Origin of the sequence: Lentzea sp. NPDC058450 (assembly GCF_042721395.1) — a bacterium.
In the GTDB taxonomy this organism is placed as follows: Bacteria; Actinomycetota; Actinomycetes; order Mycobacteriales; family Pseudonocardiaceae; genus Lentzea.
This window is the reverse complement of sequence record NZ_JBHXLO010000008.1, coordinates 267,893-288,192: the sequence shown is the minus strand read 5'-3', so window position 1 is coordinate 288,192 and position 20,300 is coordinate 267,893. Positions and strand designations below refer to the sequence as shown.

Sequence of the window (20,300 nt, the reverse complement as noted above, 5' to 3'; positions counted from 1 at the left end):
ACGTTGACGAGAGGTGGCACATGACGTTCGCACATCCGGCGTTGTTCTACTCCGACGACGACTCCTACATCGACGGGACCGTCCCGTTCGTCGTGGAGGGTCTCGCGAACGCCGAGCCGGTCGCCGTGGCGGTGCCGAGCAGGAACCTCGAGCTGCTCAGGGAGGCGCTCAGCGGGTTCGCCCACCTCGTGACGTTCATCGACATGGCGGACACCGGCCGCAACCCCGGCCGGATCATCCCCGAGCTCCGCGCGTTCGCCGACCGGCACCGCGGGGCCGTCCGGATCATCAGCGAGCCGGTGTGGAACCTGCGCACCGATGTCGAGTACCCGGCGTGCGCGCTGCACGAGGCGCTGGTCAACTACGCGTTCAGCGGCCGTGACCTCAGCATCCTGTGTCCCTACAGCACCACCTCCCTCACCCACGACGTCCTGGCCGACGCCGAGAAGACCCACCCGGTCGTGATCGACGCGAGCGGCCACCGCCCCAGCGACCACTTCCACCCCGCACGGGTGGTCGTCGCCGCGCACTCCCTGCCGCTGACCATCCCGGTCGACGCCGTGAGCACGTCCGTCGGTGCCGGAGCGATGGCGGCGGTGCGCGCATTCGCCCGTGAACAAGCAACCAAACACGGGCTCGCTCTGGACAGGGTTGACGACTTCGCCCTCGCGGTCACCGAGCTCGCGACCAACAGCGTGCGGCACGGCGGGGGCGAGAGCACGGTCCGCGTGTGGGCGGAAAGCAGAAGTATTGTTTGCCAAGTCAACGACAACGGGCACATCACCGATGTTCTGGCTGGACGCACCCCTGTTCACGCAAACGAACCAGGCGGTCGCGGTCTGTTGCTTGTCAACCGTTTGGCGGACCTTGTCCGCACCCAAACGACGTCAAGCGGCACCGCAATCCAAGTCAGATTCGATCTGACTGACAAAAAGGCGACTTGATCCACATACATTTGGGCGATCTCGTTATAGCTTGAGCACGTGCACGACGAGGAAGCGACGGAAATCGGTTACACGGGGGCTCGATTCGGGTCTCCCGCGACCCGCAGACGGCTGCACGCCGACGGAAGTGGAGACTTCAACGGCGCGGAGACGCAACAACTGCCCCGTCAGCAACCGTTGCGCCACCGCCCACCGGAACCGCCACCGGAGTGGCCTGTGCAAGAGGACGAAGCACCAGAGGTCCCCGCGAGGGACAGTTCGCTGATCCGCCCCTACGCCAGAACCGGCGGCCGCACGACGGCCCGTCACGACCTTCGCCTGGAGACGCTGCTCTCGACCGACGAGGACCGGCTCTACCGCGCGACCAACGACCAGGCGGCGATGATGCGGCTGTGCCTGCAGCCGCGGTCGGTCGCCGAGATCTCGGCGCTCATGAAGATCCCGCTCGGCGTCACGCGGGTGCTGCTGAGCGACCTGATCACGCTGAACCTGGTCGCCGTGCACGAGCCGAGCGACACGCCGAACATCGCACTGCTCGAACGCGTGCTGTCCGGGTTGCGCAAGTTGTAACCCGTTCGCCAGCGCGCGGGAACACGCCTGGTCGCCGATAATTCTCCTGTGTCGACCTCCAGCGACGAGACCCCGAAGACGCCGGTCACGGACCAGATCCCGACCGGCCCGTCCGCCGCTCCACCCGCCGTCCCGCCTGCTCCGGCGGCCGCACCGAAGAAGCTGCGGCCGACCCGGATCAGCGGCACCTGGGTCGCCGTGCTGGTGGCGATCGTGGTGCTGACGTTCCTGCTGGTCTTCATCCTGCAGAACGGCGACAACGCCACGATCCACTTCCTGTGGGGCGAGTTCAGCCTCCCGCTGGGCGTGGCGCTGCTGTTCGCGGCGATCGGCGGCGCGCTGCTGGTCGCGATCGTCGGGGCCGCCCGGATCCTGCAGCTGCGCCGTCAGGCCAAGCGGGTCACTGGTCGTCCCTCGACCTCATCACCAGCTCGACCCGTGAGCTGATCCCGAGCTTGCGGAAGATCTTGCGCAGGTGGAAGTTCACCGTGTGCGGTGACATGAACAGCTGCGTCGAGATCTGCCGGTTGGTCTGACCCTTCGCCACCAGGTTGGCGATAGCCCGTTCGGTGTCGTCCAGACTGGACCATCCGGACTCCGGACGGGCGGGGGCGGCCCTGCGGCGACGTCCGAGCTTGCGCAACCGGCCGAGCACCCGCGCGCCGTCGCGGGAGGCGCCGATCTCCCGGTAGATCGCCAGCGCGTTCTCCAGCGCCCGCACCGACTCGGCCCGGTCCGGCGCTCCGGTCAGCAGCACGCCGAGGTCCTCGGCCGCGTTGGCCCGCGCCCACAGGTCGCGGTGCTGCTGCGAGGCGAGTTCCAGCAGCTTCGCGTCGGTGTCGAACAGGCCGCGCGCGTGCACCGCGGCCGCCGTCACCGCCGGGAACCCCGGATGTTGTTCGGCAAGCCGTTCCGCGCGGTCCACGACGGCCTGCGCGAGCCGTTCGTCGCCGGCCTCCAGCGCCCGGCGCACGAACCACCCGGCGGCGCGGGGCTCCTCGGCGAAGAGCCCGGACGTCACGAGCCCGGGGTACTCGTCGGTGAGCAGCGCCAGCGCCTTCTCCAGGCCCGCGTCGACGTACGTGACGAGCACGTCGGCCCACTGGTAGTAGGCGCGGGAGAACACGATCCCGTCGGCGTGCACGTGCTCGCGGCAGCGTTCGACGTGCTCGATCGCCGCGGGCAGGTCGCCGGTGTGGATCGCGACCATCGCGAGCACCGCCAGCGCCGGCGCGACGACGGTCTCGTGGCCGGTCTCCTCGGCGACGGTGAGCGCGGCGCGGGCCTCGGCGGCCGCCTCCTCGATCCGCCCGGCCTGCAACAGGATCCGGGCCTGCACGACCGCGGTCATGACCTCCCTGGTGACGACCGCGGACGGCCCGCTGCGCACCCGCCGCACCACGGTGTCGGCGTCGGCGAACTCGCGCAGCCCGGCGAGCAGGGTCGCGAGCAGCAGCTGCGGGTACGCGCTGAGGTCGTGCGAGGTGCTCGACCGCGCGGCCTCGCGCGCGAGTTCCAGTGCGGCGCCGGGCTGACCGGTGTCGCGGGCGATCGCGGCCAGCACCGCCAGCGCCGTGGCCAGCACGTCGTCCGGCGATCCCTGGTGGGTGCGCACGACGGCCTCGGCGAGCTCCTCGGCACGGCGCCGGTCGTGACCGAGCAGGCCCATCAGGCGGGTGATCTCCACCCACGGCACGAGTTCCGGGGCCAGGTCGGGTTCGCGCAGCAACGCCTCGGAGGTCTCCAGCGACTCCGCGTACCGGGCGCCGAGCAGCAACGTCGTGGCGACGCAGTGCCGGAGCTTCGCGGACGGTTCCGGGGACACCTGGCGGGACAACGCCTCCTGCGCGAGCGCCTGCGCGGCGGTGAGCCGGCCCGCCGCGGCAAGCGCTCTCACCGCCATGACCGTGCGGTGGACCAGCGAAGCAGACGCTTGGTCGGTGAGCTCCAGGGCGCGCACCGCGAGTTCGGCGGCGGCCTCCGGGGCGTTCCACAGCACGGCTTTCGCGGCCGTCACGAGCCCGTCGATGGACCGGGCGTCGCCGCGCTGGGCGCCGTGCAGCAGGTGTTTGGCGGCGAAGACGGCGGAATCCCCGCGCCTCAGCAGCATTTCGCCCGCCTCGCGGTGCAGGGCGCGGCGCACGGGTGGCGGCACGGAGTCGGCGACCAGGCGCCAGAGCAGCTCGTGCCGGAACGCGAGCCTGTCGTCGAGCGACGTGACGACACCGGCGGCGATGACCTCGTCCAGGGCGGGCAACAGGATCGCGGTGCTCGACGCGAGCATTTCGGCGACGTCACCTGGTTCGAAGCGCGGGCCGAGCACGGACGCGACCTGCAGCAGGTGCCTCGCCTTGCCGCTCAACGCACTCACGCGGTCGCGCAGCACCGCCTCGGTGGCGCGCGGGGAGCGATCCGACCGCAACGCGGCGTGCTCGTTGCCGACCACGACCTGCTGGTCCTGGGCCAGTGCGGCGAAAAGTCCGAAAAGCGCTGCGGGATTGCCCTGGGCGATCGAGGCAAGCGCTTTCAGATCCTGGTCGGGAGCTCCGCCCGCGAGGTCGGTCACCAGGTCCTCGACCACGTTGTCCGCCAAGGGACGCAGGTCGATCCGGACGGCACCGCGTTGTGCCGCGGCGGCGAACAGGCGGTCAGCACCCTCGCCACGGCGACGGGCGAGCAGCCAGACGACCTTTTCGCGGGTGGAGGCGGGTAACAACGCGCGGAGCGCGGCCAGCGTGCCGGGCTCGGCCAGGTGGAGATCGTCGAGGACGACGAGCGTCGGGCCGTCCGGTTGCCGTTCCGCCAGGCGTGCCAGCAGAAACGGCTGGTCCAGCTCGTCCTGCGCGGTGGCGACCTCGAAGCCGCGGCGGGCGGCGAGAGCGGCGGTCTCGGCCAGCAGCCGGGTCTTCCCGGTTCCGGCCGCGCCGTCGACGAGCACCACACCGGTGCCCGCGCTCAGCACACCGTTCAGGAGGTCCCGTTCTCCCTCACGGCCGCGGAACACCCCGTCACGATTCCCCGACACCCATTTTCCTTTCGCTCCGCGGCGGCGGAGAACAAGCGCTGCATTACCACAACGACCCTCGCGGCGACCACCCCCGAGCCGTCGCGTCTAGCCCGTTGGGATGACCTCCCGGGCCGATCGTGAAGCTGCCGCTACCCATTCGGGTAGTTGCCCGCGGGATCATACGTGGAGCGGTCCTGTTGAGACGCCCATAGCGCAGGAACCTTTACCTGGGCAAGTGGCGCGCTTTCTCCTAGCATCAATTCCGCTGATACTTTCAGCGGCGGATTGTGGAGAGATCTTGGAAAACCGGCTGAAAGTGTGGTGCGCCGGAATCAGCGATCAGGTGGCGGCGGGCACGACCACCGTGCTGGAAGGCGCCCCTGGCACGGGAAAGACGGCGGCGCTGGACGACCTCGCGGCGCGCTGGGAAGCCTCCGGCAGGCAGGTCGTGCGCGCTCGGGGAAGTGCATTGGAAAGCGATCTTCCATTTGGGATCGTGGCACAGCTCTTCGACCTGGTGGACCCGGATCTCGTTCCCGCGGAGGCGATGGGCGCGGTGCAGCTCACCGCGTCCGCACCCGATTTCTCGGTGCTGCACGGCGTCTACCGGCTCGTCGCCGCGCTGGGCGCGCGGCGGGAGTTGCTCGTCGTGGTGGACGACGTGCACTGGGCCGACGCCGCGTCGGTGCGCTGGCTCGCCTACCTGGCCCTGCGGGTGCAACGGCTGCCGGTCGCCCTGGTGTTGTCGCTGGGTGTCGGCGAACGGTGTGACGACCCGTCGTTCGGCGAGATCATGGCGGCGTGCCAGCGGATCGCGCTGGACAACCTGACGCCGGCCGAGGTCGGCCTGCTGGTCTCCGAGGCGCTGGGCGAGGCCGCGCCCGAGTTCGTGGCGGCGTGCTGCGAGGCGACCGGCGGCAACCCGTTGACGGTGACGCGCCTGCTCAGGGCGTTGGCGGAGGACGCGGTGCCACCGACGGCCGAAGCCGCGTGGCGGGTCGCTCAGCGCGGCGCGGAGGTGGCCGGCGAGATCATGGCGGCCCGGTTGCGCCGCCGTCCGGCCGCCGTCGTGGCCGCGGCACACTGCCTCGCCGCGCTCGGCCCGTCGCCGCATCCCGGTGTGCTGGCCGAGCTGACGCGGCTGAGTCCGGTCGAGCTCGCGGAGGCCGTCCGGACCGTGGAGCTGCTCGGCGTGGCCGGGCCCGCGGTGCTGGACGACATGCCCGCGCCTGCCCGTGCGGCGCTGCACCTGCGGGCCGCGCGGTCGTTGCGGGCGCACGGCGCGTCCGATCGGGCAGTCGCCGACCACCTGCTGGAGACCTCTCCCGGGCTGGAGCCGTGGGCGGGCGAGGTGCTCGACCGCGCCGCCCAGGAAGCGGTGAACCACGGCGACACGGCCGGTGCGGCCCGGTTGCTGTGGCGGGCGTTGCGCGAGCCGGTGGCGAACCCGTCCCGGGCGTTGCGGCTGCTCGGGATCGCCGAGCTGGTCGGCAACCTGCCGGGTGCGACCGCCCGGCTGCGCGAGGCCTATCAGTCCGATGTGGACGATGTCGAGTCGGCCATCGCCCTGTCCTACGCCCTGCACGCCGCCGGTGAACCGGCGGAGATCCGGGGCGTTCTGGGCAGTTCTCCCTGCGCGCAGGCACATCTGGCCGTGCACGGGCTCGCGTGGCAGGAGGCCGTGCCCTCGTCGGTCTCGCTCGACTCCCCCGCCGGCGTGCTGCACCGCGTGATGGTGGGCGACATCAGGGCTTCGGAGGCCGTGCGGCTGGTGTCGACGGACGGCGTGCTGGCGTCGCTGGCGTCGGCGATGACGCTGAACCTCGCCGACTCGCTGGACGAGGCGCTGGCCGTGCTGGACGAGGTCGACCGCGGGCAGGCACCGGTGCTGCGCGCGCTGACGAACGTGATGCGCGCGAACGTCCAGCGCCGCAAGGGAGATCTCGCCTCCGCCCGCGCCGACCTGGAGACCGCCGGGCTGCACCTGCGGCAGGACCGCCGCTGGCACGCGGTGACGGCGTGGCACGCCGCGCTGCTCGCGGACATCCTGCTGGAAGAGGGCAGGCTGGACGAGGCCGCGCTGGTGATCGCCGAGGCCACGACGGACGACACGCGCCGCGTGTGGTCGTTCGGCGGCGTGCTGACCGTGCGGGGCCGGATGCTGACCGCGCGAGGCGACGATCACGAGGCCCTGGAAGCGTTTCTGGCCGCCGGACGGCACTGCGCGGCCTGGCCGTACCGCAACCCGGCGGCCCTGTCGTGGCGGTCCGGCGCGGCTCTGGCGTGCGCGGCGATGGGCGACGGCGAACGTGCCCGCGAGCTGGCGCTGGAAGAGGTCGTGCTGGCCCGCGAATGGGGCGCGCCACGGGCGTTGGGCATGGCGTTGCGCGCGGCGGGCCGGGTGACGGCGGGCGCGGCCGGGCGGACGTTGCTCGAAGAGGCGGTCCGGGTGCTGCGCGGCTCCCCTGCCCGGCTGGAACTCGCGCGCGCGTTGGTGGACCTCGGTGTGGTGGTGCGCCGGCAGGGCGACACCGCCGCGGCGCGTGTGTGTCTGCGGGACGCGGTGGACCTGGCGCAGAAGTGCGGCTCGTCGGCGATGGCCGCACGGGCCTACTCCGAGCTCGTGGCCACCAGCGCGGGGCCCCGCCGGATGCGCCAGACGGGGCCGACCGCGCTCACCCCGGTGGAGCACCAGGTCGCTGAACTGGCGGCACGCGGCCGTTCGGATGACGAGATCGCGTCGACGCTGCTCATGCCCGCTGAATCGGTGTCCGGCGTGCTGTCGGGCATCTACCGGAAGCTGGGTGTGCACGGCCGCTTGCAGCTGGCCGATTCCCTTGACTCCAGTGGGTTCAGCGAGAGCGAAGGCTCCTCGCAGGGAATCTGAGAGCGAGGACCACGCACCGTCTACGCCGCGCGGTCGTCCCCGGCTTCACTGGTGCCCGTCAGCAGTGCGCGGCCGACCGTGTGGGGAAGCATCAGGATCTGCAGCAGGGCGGGAGACACGTGAGGCGGCGTGTCCAGGGTGGCCACGGACAGCGCGGTGACGCACAGGTAGAGGCGGTGGCGCCCCGTGCCGGGCGGTGGATTGACACCGCTGTAGCCGTCGACTCCCAGTGAGTTGCTCAGGACGACGCCGGGGAAGGTGTCGTCGTCCGGCGCTCCCGCATCTGGTTCGAGGGCGGTGACGTCGCCGGGGACGTCCTTGGCGAGCCAGTGCCACAGGCCACCGGCGATGGGCGCGTCGGGGTCGAAGGCAGTGACGACGAAGCTGCGCGCCTCGGCGGAGAAACCGTGCCAGCGCAGGGCAGGAGACGCGCCGGGCGCGTGTTCGGTGGCGTGAGCGGACTCGGGAAGAGCCTCGCCGGGACTGAAGTCGGGACTCGTCAGGGTGAAGGCCGGCGCGGGAAAGGCGAGGGCGTACGGACCGGGGGACGCGGGATGGGACACGACTGTGACTCCTGGGATTGAGGGGTGCTGTCGGCAATGTGTACAGCCTTGCTGCACATCAAGAAGTACAGCAAGGCTGTACAAAAATCAACCGCGTGGCGCCGAGGGCCAGCGAGATCCCGTGGGTCGCCCATGACAAGACCGACGAGCTTTGGTGCCCTGAACAGCGAATACGGGCGCCGCGAGGTTCCCCGCGCCGCCAGACCTGCGGGCACGCCAGGGATCAGTGGTCAGGTGGCATTAACGGCACCTAGACTGCGGATGTGACTGGGACCGGGCGCGATCGGAGCGCTCCGCGCGGTGATGTGTGGACGGATGCGGACGAGCTGCGCGCGGCCGTGGGGCGCCTCGTGCGCAGCGTGCGCCAGGTGGACGGCTTTCCCGCCAACCAGGCGGCGGTCCTGGGCTGGGTGGCTCGGGACGGAGCGTTGTCCATCGCGGAGCTGGCACGGCGTGAACAGGTGCGTCATCAGTCGATGGCGCGCACGGTGGGCCTGTTGCAGGATGCCGGACTGATCTCCGTCGACGCTCATCCGCAGGACCGCCGCCAGGTGGTCGTGACGGCCACGCCCGCCGGCAGGGAGTGCTTGAAACGCGATCGCACGGCGCGGGCAGCGGCACTGGTGGGCGCGATCGAACGTGCTCTGCCACTGGCGGAACGATCTCGGGTCGGGGCCGCGACCGAACTGCTCAACCTCCTCGCCGACGCCGTCGAGGCGTGACGCGCGACATCGGAAGGACCGTTCGCCGCGAGGAAGCGGCGAACCCCGGTGATGTCGCACATTCGTGAATGGTTCGGACCCGTTCGGCCGATGGTTGGATTGCGCCTTTCGGCCCTATCGTCCTGTCGCATGGCGAGCGAATTTCAGCGCAGCAAGGTGGTTCTGGTCTTCGGGGCCATGGACGTCACCGAGGACGGCTACCTGACCGAGGAGGACTTCCGGCTGCTCGCGCGGCGCTGGTCGGCGTTGCGCGGCAGCGACGAGAAGCTGCTGACCACGGTGATGCTGGGCTGGTGGGAGACCCTCCAGCAGGCCGCGGGTTCGGACCGGGTGACGCTGGACGACGTGCTGAGCGTCGTGGACGTGTTGCCGCACAACATCGAACCCGTGCTGGGCACGGCCGACGCGATGTTCGGCGTCGTCGACTCCGACAACGACGACTTCGTCTCCGAGGACGAGTACCGGGTGATGATCGAGGCGTGGCTCGGCCACGAGGGCACCACCGACTTCGCTGTGCTGGACCTCGACGGTGACGGCAGGCTGTCGCGCGCCGAGTTCGCCACGCTGTGGGCCGAGTTCTGGGCGGGCGACGACGCGGACGCGCCCGGCTCGTACGTGTTCGGCCCGGTTCAGGCGGCCTGAACGAGGGTGAAGAACTCCTGACGTGACGCGGGGTTCTCCCGCAGCACGCCCTTCAGCGCGGACGTGACCGTGCGGGAGCCGTTGACCCGCACGCCGCGCAACGCCATGCACATGTGCTCGGCCTCGATGACGACGCCGACTCCCAGGGGCTGCAACTGGTCCTGCAACCAGTCGGCGACCTGCTTGGTGAGCCGCTCCTGCACCTGGAGGTCCCGGGCGAACATCTCCACGACCCTGGCGAGCTTCGACAGCCCCAGGATCCGTTCGCCCGGCAGGTAACCGACGTGCGCGACGCCGTGGAACGGCAGCATGTGGTGCTCGCACAACGACTGCACCGGGATGCTGCGGGCGAGCACGAGTTCGTCGTAGCCCTCGTCGTTGGGGAACGTCGTCATGGTGAACTCGCGGGGCGTCAGCATCTCCGCGTAGGCGTGCGCGACCCGGCGGGGAGTGTCCGCGAGGTGCACCGAGTACGGGTCCTTGCCGAGTGCCTTGAGCAGGTCCGTTACCGCCCGCTGCGCCGCTTCGACGTCCATGCCGTCACGGTAGATCTGCTTTCCGAATTTAGTCAACAAGAGTAGTTTTTAGAGATGCCTGATCCCGTCGCCGCCGTCGCGGCCCTGGACGAACCGAACCGGCGCAGGCTCTACGACCTCGTGGCCGCCGCCACGTCTCCCATCAGCAAGGACGAGGCCGCGCAGGCCGTCGACCTGCCCCGCACGACGGCCGCGTTCCACCTCGACAAACTGGTGGAGATGGGCTTGCTCACAGTGGTCCACGAGCGCCGCACCGGACGGTCCGGGCCGGGCGCCGGGCGTCCCGCGAAGCTCTACCGGCGGTCGGACGAGCACATCGAGGTGTCCTTGCCGGACCGTCGCTACGAGGCCGCGAGCCACCTGCTGACGGACGCGGTGGTGGAGTCCGAGCAGACCGGTGAGCCGGCGCGGGTGATCCTGAACCGGCGGGCCTACGAGTGGGGTGCCGATGCCGCGGACCCGTCGGACGGCGTGGTGGAGGCGTTGGCGCGCTTGGGTTTCGAGCCACGGGTCGAGGGAACGTCGATCCTGCTGCGGAACTGCCCGTTCCACAGCCTGGCGCACCGGCACACCGAGTTGGTGTGCGGCATGAACCTCTGCCTCGTCAGCGGCCTGCTCGACGGGATCGAGGCGCACGGCGTCACCGCCCGCCTCGCCCCGTCGTCAGGCCACTGCTGCGTCCGGGTCGATCAGGCGCCGTCCTCCAGGTCGCCCTCGGTCTCCAGGTAGGCCGCCCGCAGCGCGTCCAGAGTGGACTCCTCCGGGTGCTCCCACATCTTGCGCTCGGCCGCCTCCAGCAGGCGTTCCGCGATGCCGTGCAACGCCCACGGGTTCGACGTCTGCATGAACTTGCGGGTCTCCGGGTCGAGCACGTACGTCTCGGTGAGCTTCTCGTACATCCAGTCGGCGACGACCCCGGTCGTGGCGTCGTAGCCGAAGAGGTACTCGACGGTGGCCTGGAGCTCGAACGCGCCCTTGTAGCCGTGGTTGCGCATCGCCCCGACCCAGCGCGGGTTCACCACGCGGGCGCGGAAGATCCGCGACGTCTCCTCGGTCAGCGTGCGGGTGCGGACGGCCTCGGGGCGCGTGCTGTCACCGACGTACGCGGCGGGTGCCTTGCCCGTCAACGCCTTCACCATCGTGACCATGCCGCCGTGGTACTGGAAGTAGTCGTCCGAGTCGGCGATGTCGTGCTCGCGGGTGTCGATGTTCTTGGCCGCCACCGCGATCCGGCGGTAGGCCGACTCCATGTCCGCCCGCGCGGCGATGCCGTCGACGCCGCGGCCGTAGGCGTAGCCGCCCCACACCGCGTAGACCTCGGCGATGTCGGACGAGTCGCGCCAGTTGCGGCTGTCGATCAACGGCAGCACGCCGGCACCGTACGCGCCCGGCTTGGAACCGAAGACGCGCAACGTGGCGCGGCGCTCGTCGCCGTGCTCTTCGAGGTCCTTGAGCATGTGCGCGCGCACGAAGTTCTGCTCGGCCGGTTCGTCCAGCGCGGCCACCAGCTGCACGGCATCGTCCAACATGGACACGACGTGCGGGAAGGCGTCCCGGAAGAAGCCGGAGATGCGGATCGTGACGTCGACGCGCGGGCGCTCCAGCTCGTCGAGCGGGACGACCTCGAGCCCGGTGACGCGGCGGGACTGGTCGTCCCACACCGGCCGGACGCCGAGCAGCGCGAACACCTCGGCGATGTCGTCGCCGGCGGTGCGCATCGCGGACGTGCCCCAGACCGACAGGCCGACCGAGGGCGGCCACTCACCGTCGTTCTCGTCGCGGTACCGGGCGAGCAGCGAGTCGGCCATCGCCTGGCCGGTCTCCCACGCGAGCCGCGACGGGATGGCCTTCGGGTCGACCGAGTAGAAGTTGCGGCCGGTCGGCAGCACGTTCACCAGGCCGCGCAACGGAGAACCCGACGGGCCCGCCGGGATGTAGCCGCCGTCCAGCGCGTGCAGGACGTTCGTCATCTCGTCGGTGGTGCGGGCCAACCGGGGCACGACCTCGACGGCCGCGAACTCCAGGATCTTCTGGACGTCCTCCGACTCGTGCAGACCCGCTGCGGCGGCACGGTCCCAGCCCGCGTCCTCCATCGCCTGGACGAGCCCGCGAGCCTCTTCCTCAACCGCGTCAACGTCTTCGCGGCCCGTGGTCGTGAGCCCGAGCGCCTCCCGCAGGCCGGGCAGTGCCGCGACCTGGCCGCCCCACATCTGCCGTGCCTGGAGCATGGCGAGCACAAGGTTGACGCGAACGCTGCCGGTCGGCGCCTCGCCGAGGATGTGCAGGCCGTCGCGGATCTGGACGTCCTTGACCTCGCACAGCCAGCCGTCGACGTGCAGGATGAACTCGTCGAACTCCGCGTCGTGCGGCCGGTCCTCCATGCCGAGGTCGTGGTCGAGCTTCGCGGCCTTGATCAGCGTCCAGATCTGCGCGCGGATCGCCGGCACCTTGGCCGGGTCCATCGCGGAGATGTTCCCGTACTCGTCCAGCAACTGCTCCAGGCGCGCGATGTCGCCGTAGCTGTCGGCGCGGGCCATCGGCGGCACGAGGTGGTCGACCAGCGTGGCGTGCGCGCGGCGCTTGGCCTGAGTGCCCTCGCCCGGGTCGTTGACGAGGAACGGGTAGATCAGCGGCAGGTCGCCGAGCGCCGCGTCCGTGCCGCAGGACGCCGACATGCCGACGGTCTTGCCGGGCAACCACTCCAGGTTGCCGTGCTTGCCGACGTGCACGACCGCGTCCGCGCCGAAGTTCGACTCGACCCACCGGTACGCCGCGAGGTAGTGGTGCGACGGCGGCAGGTCCGGGTCGTGGTAGATCGCGATGGGGTTCTCGCCGAACCCGCGCGGCGGCTGCACGATCACCGCGACGTTGCCGGACCGCAGCGCGGCCAGCACGATCTCGCCGTCCTTGGACTTCGAGTGGTCGACGAAGAGCGTGCCGGGCGCCTCGCCCCAGTGCTCCTGCATCGACTCGCGGAAGTCGTCCGGCAGCGTCTCGTAGAACTCGCGGTAGTCGGCCGCGGCGATGCGGATCGGGTTGCTCTCGAACTGCTCCTGCGTGAGCCAGTCGGCGTCCTGGCCGCCGGCCGCGATCAACGCGTGGATGAGCTTGTCGCCGTCGAGCTCGTCGACGCCCGGCAGCTCGTCGCCGATGTCGTACCCGTGCTCCCGCATGGCCTTCAGCAGCCGGACGGTCGACGCGGGGGTGTCGAGGCCGACGGCGTTGCCGATGCGCGAGTGCTTCGTCGGGTACGCCGACAGCATCACGACGATCTTGCGTTCGGCGACGGGGATGTGCCTGAGCCTGCCGTGCCGCACCGCGATGCCCGCGACGCGCAGCGCCCGTTCCGGGTCGGCGACGTAGACGGTGAGCCCGTCCTCGTCGATCTCCTTGAAGGAGAACGGAACCGTGATGATCCGGCCGTCGAACTCCGGGATCGCGACCTGGGTCGCGGTGTCCAAAGGAGACAGTCCGTCGTCGTTCTCGTCCCACGTCTCGCGGCTGGAGGTGAGGCACAGCCCTTGCAGGATCGGCACGTCCAGCGCGGCGAGCGCGCCGACGTCCCAAGCGTCGTCGTCGCCACCGGCGGACGCCTTGGCGGGGTTCGTGCCGCCCGCCGCGAGCACCGTGACGACCAGCGCGTCAGCCTTGCGCAGCGTGTCGAGCAGCTCGGGTTCGGCGGTCCTGAGCGACGAGCAGTACACGAGCAGGGCCTTGCCGCCCTTGGCCTCGATGGCGTCGCACAGGGCGTGCACGAACGCCGTGTTCCCGGCGACGTGGTGCGCGCGGTAGTAGAGCACCGCGACCGTGGGACCTTCGGCCTTCGTCTCCTCCCGCTCCAGCACACCCCACGTGGGGGTGGCGGCGGGGGCCGCGAAGCCGTGGCCGGTCAGCAGCACGGTGTCGGAGAGGAACTTGTGCAGCTCGGTGAGGTTCGCCGGACCGCCGTGCGCGAGGTAGAGGTGCGCCTCCGCGCACACGCCACCGGGCACCGTCGACAGCTCCATGAGCGCCGCGTCGGGCTGCATCTCACCGCCGAGCACGACCACGGGCAGCCCACAGGCGAGCAGCCAGTCGAGCCCTTCCTCCCACATCCTGCGGCCACCGAGGATGCGCACGAGCACCAGCTCGACGCCCTCCACGAGCCCGGGAAGGTCGTCGACGGTCGTGCGCGCGGGGTTGCCGAGCCGGTACTCGGCACCGCTCGCACGCGCCGACAGCAGGTCGGTGTCGGAGGTCGACAGCAGCAGGATCACGCAGGCTCCATCCCTCGTGGGGTCCTCGCCCCAGGTTGCGGGTGACGGCCGAAGCGGAGTTCCTGACTCCCAGCGTCGTGCACTGGTCACAGTGGCGGGACCGCGCCGGATTCACACCGGCTTCCTCCTGCGCTTCGTCGTTCGGGCTCACCCTAACCGGCGGGTTACAGTCCGACCTATGCGTAGTCACCCGGATGCCTGCCCCGGCGCCGTCGAGCTGCACGCCGCGGCCGACGGCGGGCTGGCGCGCATCCGGGTGCCGGGCGGCACCCTTTCCGCTACTCAGTGGGACGTGGTCCGGGAGGCCGCCGCAGAGCTGGGTTCGGGTGCCGTCGAGCTGACCTCGCGGGCGAACCTCCAGATCAGGGGCCTGGCGGACGGCGTGGAGCTGGGTGCGCGCCTGGCTGCGGCGGGGCTGCTGCCGTCGGCCACGCACGAGCGGATGCGCAACATCATCGCGGCGCCGTTGGAGGACAACCAGCCGCTGGTCGACGCTCTGGACTCGGCACTGTGCGCGGACGCCTCGCTGGCAGACCTGCCGGGCCGCTTCCTGCTGACGGTGGGTGCCGCGGCGAGTGGGCTCGGCGGGGACTTCGGGCTGGTCAGCGTCTCCCCTGGCGTCTTCGCCCTGCTGCTCGCGGGCCAGGACACCGGCGTCCGCGTGACCGATCCCGTGGACGCCGTGGTGTCCGCCGCCCGCCTCTTCCAGCAGTGGCGCGGCTCGGCCTGGCGCCTGTCCGAAGTGGACGACGGTGTGCGAAAGATCACCGCCCACTTCGGCACTTCGGACGCCCCGCGCATCACCCCGGCTGTGACCCCTGTCGCACCTTCACCGTTGACCCCGGGCGTCCCACTCGGCCGCCTCGACGCGACCCAACTCCCCGGCACCGCCCTGCGCCTGACCCCGTGGCGCAGCCTGGTCGTGCCGGCTGGCACCGACGTCTCCGGCCTCATCACCGACCCGCGCTCCCCCTGGCACGGCGTCAGCGCCTGCACCGGCCGCCCCGGCTGCGCCAAATCGCTCTCCGATGTCCGAGCCGACGCGCGCGCGTGGCTCGGCACCCCGCACTCCCGCCCTGTGCACTGGTCGGGCTGTGCCCGCCGCTGCGGCCGCCCGGCGGGCGAAGTGATCGAGTTCGTCGCGACCGGCGACGGCTACGAGGAGATCCGTTGACGCAGTACATCAAGGACGGGGCGGAGATCTACCGCCAGTCCTTCGCCACCATCCGCGCGGAGTCGGACCTCACCGGGTTCCCCGACGACGTCGCCCAGGTCGTCGTCCGCATGATCCACGCGTGCGGCATGACCGACCTGCCCGCCGACGTCGCGTTCTCGCCCAACGTCGTTCGCGACGCCCGCACCGCCCTGCGCAGCGGCGCGCCGATCCTGTGCGACGCCAACATGGTCGCGTCCGGTGTGACCCGCCGACGGCTGCCCAAAGACAACGAAGTCCTGTGCTACCTGCAGGATCCGCGCACACCGGCCCGAGCGCAGGCCATCGGCAACACGCGCAGTGCCGCCGCACTCGAGCTCCTGCAGGACCGGTTCGGCGGCGCGGTGATCGCGATCGGCAACGCGCCCACGGCGTTGTTCCACCTCCTCGACCTGATCGCCGCCGGGGCACCTCGGCCGGCCGCGATCCTCGGCATCCCGGTCGGGTTCATCGGGGCCGCGGAGTCCAAGGAAGCTTTGGCCGCAACGGATCTGGAGCACCTCGTGGTGCGCGGACGGCGCGGCGGCAGTGCCATGACGGCGGCGGCCATCAACGCGATCGCGAGCGAGGAAGAGTGACGGGCAAACTTTACGGCGTCGGCCTGGGTCCGGGCGACCCCGAACTCGTGACGGTCAAGGCCGCGCGGCTCATCAGCGAGGCCGACGTGGTGGCGTTCCACAGCGCGCGCCACGGCCGGAGTGTCGCGAAAACCATTGCGGCGCCTTACTTCCGCGACGGCCAGATCATGGAACAGCTCGTCTACCCGGTCACCACCGAGGACACGGACGACTACCAGGGCGAGATCGACGCCTTCTACGAGGAGGCCGCCGCCACGCTGGCCGCGCACCTCGACGCGGGCCGCGACGTCGTCGTGCTCGCCGCCGGAGACCCGTTCTTCTACGGCTCCTACATGCACATGCACAAGCGCCTCAAAGACCGCTACGAGTGGGAGGTCGTCCCCGGCGTCACGTCGGTGAGCGGCGCGAGTGCGGTCCTCGGCACGCCACTCGTCGAACGCGACGAGGTGCTCACGATCCTGCCCGGCACGCTCCCGCCCGCCGAGCTCGCGAGCCGTCTCGCCGACACCGACTCCGCCGCGATCCTCAAGCTGGGCCGCACTTTCGGCAACGTGCGGGAGGCGCTCGAAGCGTCCGGCAGGCTCGACGGCGCCTGGTACGTCGAGCGCGCGACCACCGGCAGGCAGAAGATGTCGCCGCTGGCCGACGTCGACCCCGCCGACGTCCCGTACTTCTCGATCGCCGTGCTGCCGAGCCAGTCGAAGCCCGCCAGGCCGAAGGGCGAGGTCGTCGTCATCGGCCTCGGCCCCGGCGACCGCGCGTGGCTCACCCCGGAGGCCCGCCAGGAGCTGGAGGCGGCCGATGAACTGGTCGGCTACAGCACCTACCTCGACCGGGTCCCGCACCGCCCCGGCCAGAAGAAGCACTCCTCGCACAACCAGGTCGAGTCCGAACGCGCCGCCTTCGCCCTGGACCTGGCCCGCAAGGGCGCGCGGGTCGCGGTCATCTCCTCGGGCGACCCCGGCGTCTTCGCGATGGCCACGGCGGTCCTCGAAGTGGCGGCGGAGACGAACGACGTGCCGGTGCGCGTCATCCCCGGTGTCACGGCCGCGAACGCCGTGGCCGCCAAGGCGGGTGCGCCGCTCGGGCACGACTACGCGGTGATCTCGCTCAGCGACCGCCTCAAGCCGTGGGACGTCATCGCCGACCGCCTCACCGCCACGGCGAAGGCCGACCTGGTGATCGCGATCTACAACCCCGCGTCGAAGGCCCGCACCCACCAGGTGGCGGACATGCGCGACCTGCTGCTCCAGCACCGCGCGCCGGAGACCCCGGTCGTCGTCGGACGTGACGTCGGCGGCCCGGAAGAGGAGATCCGCGTCCTCACGCTCGGCACGCTGGACCCGGCCACGATCGACATGCGCTGCCTGCTGATCATCGGCTCGTCCCAGACGATCGTGACCGCGCAGGGCGTGGTGTTCACACCCCGGCGGTACCCGACCAGCTGACGGCGTCGTCCACGGAGGCCACCATTTCCGCCGGCGGGAGCGGTGGCCTGCGCACGACCACCACCGGAATCCCGAGCTGCTGGGCGGCGTCGAGCTTGGCCGACGTCATCGCCCCGCCGCTGTCCTTGGTGACGAGCACGTCGATCCGCCGCGACCGCATCAGCTCCAGCTCACCGTCCACAGTGAACGGACCACGCGCGAGCAGCACCTCGATCCGGTGGGGCAGAGGCGGTTCCGGCGGCTCGACCATGCGCGCCAGGAACCACTGCGGGCACCCCGCGAACTCGGCGAGGTCCTGCCGCCCGGTCGTCAGGAACACCCTGGCGCCGGGCAGGGTCCGCGCGGCTTCGGCCACGCTGTCCACCCACACCCAGCCGGGCCGCGGCGCGAACCCGGGTCGCCGCAGGATCAGCAACGGCACGCCGACCCGCTGACAGGCCTCGAAAGCGTTCTGGGTGATCTGCCGCGCGAACGGGTGGGTCGCGTCGACCACAGCCCTGACAGCGTTGTCCCGCAACCACTCCGCCAGGCCGTAAACGCCGCCGAACCCGCCGATCCGCACCTCGCCGGCGGGGAGGGCCGGGTTGCTGACGCGCCCGGCCAACGACGAGACGACCTTCCGTTCCGCTGCCACCAGCCGCCGCGCGAGTTCCCGCGCCTCCCCCGTGCCGCCGAGGACCAGGATCATCGAACGCGGGTGGCCGAGTACAGGTGGCTGTCCGGGAACTGCGTCGCCCCCAGCACCTGTCCCACGATGATCACCGCGGTCCGCTTGATCCCGGCCGCCACGACCTGCGCCGCGATGTCGTCCAACGTCCCGCGCAGCACCACTTCGTCCGCGCGCGACGCGTAGGCGACGACCGCGACCGGGCAGTCCGGCCCGTAGTTCGGCACCAGCTCCGCCACGACGTCGGAGATCCGCTGCACGGCCAGGTGCAGCACCAGGGTCGCGTGGCTGCGGCCCAGCGTGTCCAGGTCCTCGCCCTCGGGCATCGGCGTGGCGCGCTGCGAGGTGCGCGTCAGGATCACGGTCTGTCCCACGCCGGGCACGGTGAGTTCGCGCTGCAACGACGCCGCGGCAGCGGCGAACGCGGGCACGCCCGGCGTCACGTCGTACTCGATACCGAGAGCGTCCAACCGGCGCATCTGCTCGGCCATCGCGCTGAACACCGCCGGGTCGCCGGAGTGCAGGCGGGCCACGTCGAGCCCGGCCTCCGCGGCCGCGACGAGTTCCGCGACGATCTCGTCCAAAGTCAGCTGCGCGGTGTCGATCTTTCGCGCGCCCGGCGGGCAGAAGTCCAGCAGTTCCACCGGGACCAGCGCGCCGGCGTAGAGGCAGACCGGCGACTTGGCGATCAACGACTGCCCGCGCACGGTGATGAGATCGGCCGCCCCCGGTCCGGCGCCGATGAAGTGCACGGTCACTTGATGACACTCCAGGTCGTCACGGGCATGTGCGGCCGCCACCCGGTGAACTTGCCGACCGCCGACCCGCGGTTCACCGCGATCCGCACCAGGTCGCCGCCGAGCTTCGCGTACCACTGCGCCACGACGGCCTCGGACTCGAGCGTCACGGCGTTCACCACCAAACGACCGCCGGAAGCCAAGGCGTCCCAGCAGGCCTGGAGCACGCCGGGCACGGTCACGCCGCCGCCGACGAAGATCGCGTCGGGCTTCTCCAGGCCCTGCAACGCCTCCGGCGCCCGTCCGATGTGGACCTCCACGCCGGGCACGCCCAGAGACGCAGCGTTACGACCGATTCGCTCTGCGCGTTCGGCCGACTGCTCGACGGCGATGGCGCGGCACGTCGGATGCGTGCGCGCCCACTCGATCGCGATCGAGCCCGATCCGGACCCGACGTCCCACAGCAGCTGCCCGGGCAGCGGCGCCAATCTCGACAGCGAAATAGCCCGCACCTCTCGCTTCGTCAGCTGGCCATCGGATTCGTACACGTCGTCGGGCAGTCCGGGAACCCGCGGGAGAGCGCTTCCGCCGTACTCGATCGCGATCACGCACAGGGGGTCCGAGTCCTGCCCGGACCAAGGGTAAACCCGCTCGGCGGCACCACCTAGCTGTTCGAGCACGATGATCGGGCCGGCAAGCGCCGCAACGGTCTCCGGGTCGCCACCGAGCACGAGCACGCGCCGTCCCGGAGTCAACACGGGGCGTAGCAGGTCGGCCGAACGGGCCACCAGCGACACGACCTCGACCTCGTTCAACGCCCATCCGAGCCGCGCGCAGGCGAGCGACACGGAGGACGGATGCGGGATCACCGTCACCCGGTCGCCCAGCAGCCGCACCAAAGTGGTCCCGATGCCGTGGAACATCGGATCCCCGGACGCGAGCACGCACACGTCCCGGTGCTTCTCGAACAGCTCGGGCAACGCCGGGACCAGCGGCGACGGCCAGGCGACGCGTTCGAACTCCCCCGGCACGAGATCCAGCTGCCGCTTCGACCCCATCAGCACACGCGAGCGGGAAACAGCCTGTTGGGCGGCAGGGGAAAGCCCGTCCCAGCCGTCGGCGCCGATGCCGACGACCACGACGTCAGACGGTGCCGGTGACACGCTTCACCTGGATCTCGATGACGACGCGCTCCGGGTTGACCCGCGGCTTCTTGTAGCGCAACGCGTACCGCCGTTCGGCCTCGCGCACGGATTCCACGTCGTCGCGCACGACGGCCGGACCCTCCAACGTGGACCAGCGGCGACCGTCCACCTGGCACACCGCGGCGTAGCCGGCCTCGCTGACGTGCTTGACCTTCCACGACGCGCCGGACGTGATGATCCGCGCGACCCCGGCCTCGGCGTCGAACGTGACGCCGACCGGCACCACGTGCGGAGTCCCGTCGAGACGGACGGTGGAAAGCGTGCACAGGTGCCGCTCGGTCCAGAACTCGGTGAACGCGGCACCGCGGTCGATCGACATGGCCTG

Annotated in this window: 18 protein-coding genes and 1 riboswitch; of the genes, 10 read left to right on the top strand and 8 right to left on the bottom strand. The window is 71.0% G+C overall.

Features of this window, described 5'->3' with window-relative positions; translation table 11 throughout:
* Positions 1-20: 20 nt before the first annotated feature.
* From ACFWNN_RS16130 to ACFWNN_RS16120, 3 genes are read left to right on the top strand one after another with little or no spacing between them, the layout of a single operon-like run.
* Positions 21-944 (top strand): anti-sigma factor RsbA family regulatory protein, encoded by a 924-nt coding sequence (locus ACFWNN_RS16130; protein ID WP_382440673.1) that lies wholly within the window; start codon positions 21-23, stop codon positions 942-944.
* Between the two features lie 39 nt (positions 945-983).
* A complete protein-coding gene (locus tag ACFWNN_RS16125; RefSeq protein ID WP_382440672.1) occupies positions 984-1,514 on the top strand; it encodes a DUF742 domain-containing protein in 531 nt (176 codons plus the stop codon).
* A 48-nt stretch (positions 1,515-1,562) separates the two neighbouring features.
* Complete coding sequence (locus ACFWNN_RS16120; RefSeq protein ID WP_382440671.1) at positions 1,563-1,961, top strand: lipopolysaccharide assembly LapA domain-containing protein; 399 nt, start codon at positions 1,563-1,565, stop codon at positions 1,959-1,961.
* On the opposite strand, the gene ACFWNN_RS16115 is transcribed toward ACFWNN_RS16120, so the two are convergent.
* Entirely contained in the window at positions 1,915-4,539 is a 2,625-nt protein-coding gene (locus tag ACFWNN_RS16115; RefSeq protein WP_382440670.1) for a LuxR C-terminal-related transcriptional regulator, read from the bottom strand. The two genes, ACFWNN_RS16120 and ACFWNN_RS16115, sit on opposite strands and share 47 nt — an antisense overlap.
* A 280-nt stretch (positions 4,540-4,819) precedes the next feature.
* On the opposite strand from ACFWNN_RS16115, the gene ACFWNN_RS16110 reads away from it, so the two are divergent.
* Positions 4,820-7,408 (top strand): AAA family ATPase, encoded by a 2,589-nt coding sequence (locus ACFWNN_RS16110; protein ID WP_382440669.1) that lies wholly within the window; start codon positions 4,820-4,822, stop codon positions 7,406-7,408.
* Positions 7,409-7,428: 20 nt separating this feature from the next.
* On the opposite strand, the gene ACFWNN_RS16105 is transcribed toward ACFWNN_RS16110, so the two are convergent.
* Positions 7,429-7,971: a YbhB/YbcL family Raf kinase inhibitor-like protein gene (locus ACFWNN_RS16105; RefSeq protein WP_382440668.1), complete on the bottom strand. Its 543-nt coding sequence runs from the start codon at positions 7,969-7,971 to the stop codon at positions 7,429-7,431.
* Between the two features lie 263 nt (positions 7,972-8,234).
* Between ACFWNN_RS16105 and ACFWNN_RS16100 the strand changes: the two genes are divergently transcribed.
* Together ACFWNN_RS16100 and ACFWNN_RS16095 are read left to right on the top strand one after the other, a co-directional pair.
* A complete protein-coding gene (locus tag ACFWNN_RS16100; RefSeq protein WP_382440667.1) occupies positions 8,235-8,693 on the top strand; it encodes a MarR family transcriptional regulator in 459 nt (152 codons plus the stop codon).
* A 129-nt stretch (positions 8,694-8,822) separates the two neighbouring features.
* Positions 8,823-9,335 carry an EF-hand domain-containing protein gene (locus ACFWNN_RS16095; RefSeq protein ID WP_382440666.1) on the top strand — a complete coding sequence of 171 codons (513 nt, stop codon included), beginning with the start codon at positions 8,823-8,825 and terminating at the stop codon, positions 9,333-9,335.
* Here the strand turns inward: ACFWNN_RS16095 and folE are convergent.
* The gene (folE, locus tag ACFWNN_RS16090; protein ID WP_382440665.1) at positions 9,323-9,871 is read right to left on the bottom strand and encodes a GTP cyclohydrolase I FolE; all 549 of its coding nucleotides are present in this window, start codon (positions 9,869-9,871) and stop codon (positions 9,323-9,325) included. The two genes, ACFWNN_RS16095 and folE, sit on opposite strands and share 13 nt — an antisense overlap.
* Positions 9,872-9,925: 54 nt before the next feature.
* Between folE and ACFWNN_RS16085 the strand changes: the two genes are divergently transcribed.
* Entirely contained in the window at positions 9,926-10,600 is a 675-nt protein-coding gene (locus ACFWNN_RS16085) for a helix-turn-helix transcriptional regulator (protein ID WP_382440664.1), read from the top strand.
* Here ACFWNN_RS16085 and cobN read toward each other — a convergent pair.
* Positions 10,561-14,127 carry a cobaltochelatase subunit CobN gene (cobN, locus tag ACFWNN_RS16080; RefSeq protein ID WP_382440663.1) on the bottom strand — a complete coding sequence of 1,189 codons (3,567 nt, stop codon included), beginning with the start codon at positions 14,125-14,127 and terminating at the stop codon, positions 10,561-10,563. The two genes, ACFWNN_RS16085 and cobN, sit on opposite strands and share 40 nt — an antisense overlap.
* Positions 14,128-14,161: 34 nt before the next feature.
* Positions 14,162-14,297, bottom strand: a riboswitch (cobalamin riboswitch).
* 8 nt (positions 14,298-14,305) lie between these two features.
* On the opposite strand from cobN, the gene ACFWNN_RS16075 reads away from it, so the two are divergent.
* The 3 genes from ACFWNN_RS16075 to ACFWNN_RS16065 are packed head-to-tail and all read left to right on the top strand — an operon-like array spanning position 14,306 to position 17,366.
* The gene (locus ACFWNN_RS16075) at positions 14,306-15,301 is read left to right on the top strand and encodes a hypothetical protein (RefSeq protein WP_382440662.1); all 996 of its coding nucleotides are present in this window, start codon (positions 14,306-14,308) and stop codon (positions 15,299-15,301) included.
* Positions 15,298-15,918 carry a precorrin-8X methylmutase gene (locus ACFWNN_RS16070; RefSeq protein WP_382440661.1) on the top strand — a complete coding sequence of 207 codons (621 nt, stop codon included), beginning with the start codon at positions 15,298-15,300 and terminating at the stop codon, positions 15,916-15,918. The genes ACFWNN_RS16075 and ACFWNN_RS16070 overlap by 4 nt, the downstream gene beginning before the upstream one ends.
* Complete coding sequence (locus tag ACFWNN_RS16065; protein ID WP_382440660.1) at positions 15,915-17,366, top strand: precorrin-2 C(20)-methyltransferase; 1,452 nt, start codon at positions 15,915-15,917, stop codon at positions 17,364-17,366. Before ACFWNN_RS16070 ends, ACFWNN_RS16065 begins: the two co-directional genes overlap by 4 nt.
* On the opposite strand, the gene ACFWNN_RS16060 is transcribed toward ACFWNN_RS16065, so the two are convergent.
* Genes ACFWNN_RS16060 through ACFWNN_RS16045 form a run of 4 tightly spaced genes read right to left on the bottom strand, consistent with a single transcriptional unit; the run spans position 17,338 to position 20,294 of the window.
* Complete coding sequence (locus ACFWNN_RS16060) at positions 17,338-18,054, bottom strand: cobalt-precorrin-6A reductase (RefSeq protein WP_382440659.1); 717 nt, start codon at positions 18,052-18,054, stop codon at positions 17,338-17,340. The genes ACFWNN_RS16065 and ACFWNN_RS16060 overlap by 29 nt on opposite strands.
* Positions 18,051-18,791 carry a precorrin-4 C(11)-methyltransferase gene (gene cobM, locus ACFWNN_RS16055; RefSeq protein ID WP_382440658.1) on the bottom strand — a complete coding sequence of 247 codons (741 nt, stop codon included), beginning with the start codon at positions 18,789-18,791 and terminating at the stop codon, positions 18,051-18,053. Before cobM ends, ACFWNN_RS16060 begins: the two co-directional genes overlap by 4 nt.
* Positions 18,788-19,933, bottom strand: a complete 1,146-nt coding sequence (gene cbiE / locus ACFWNN_RS16050; protein ID WP_382440657.1) for a precorrin-6y C5,15-methyltransferase (decarboxylating) subunit CbiE — start codon at positions 19,931-19,933, stop codon at positions 18,788-18,790. The genes cobM and cbiE overlap by 4 nt, the downstream gene beginning before the upstream one ends.
* Entirely contained in the window at positions 19,914-20,294 is a 381-nt protein-coding gene (locus ACFWNN_RS16045) for a TIGR03618 family F420-dependent PPOX class oxidoreductase (RefSeq protein ID WP_382440656.1), read from the bottom strand. The genes cbiE and ACFWNN_RS16045 overlap by 20 nt, the downstream gene beginning before the upstream one ends.
* Positions 20,295-20,300: the final 6 nt, after the last annotated feature.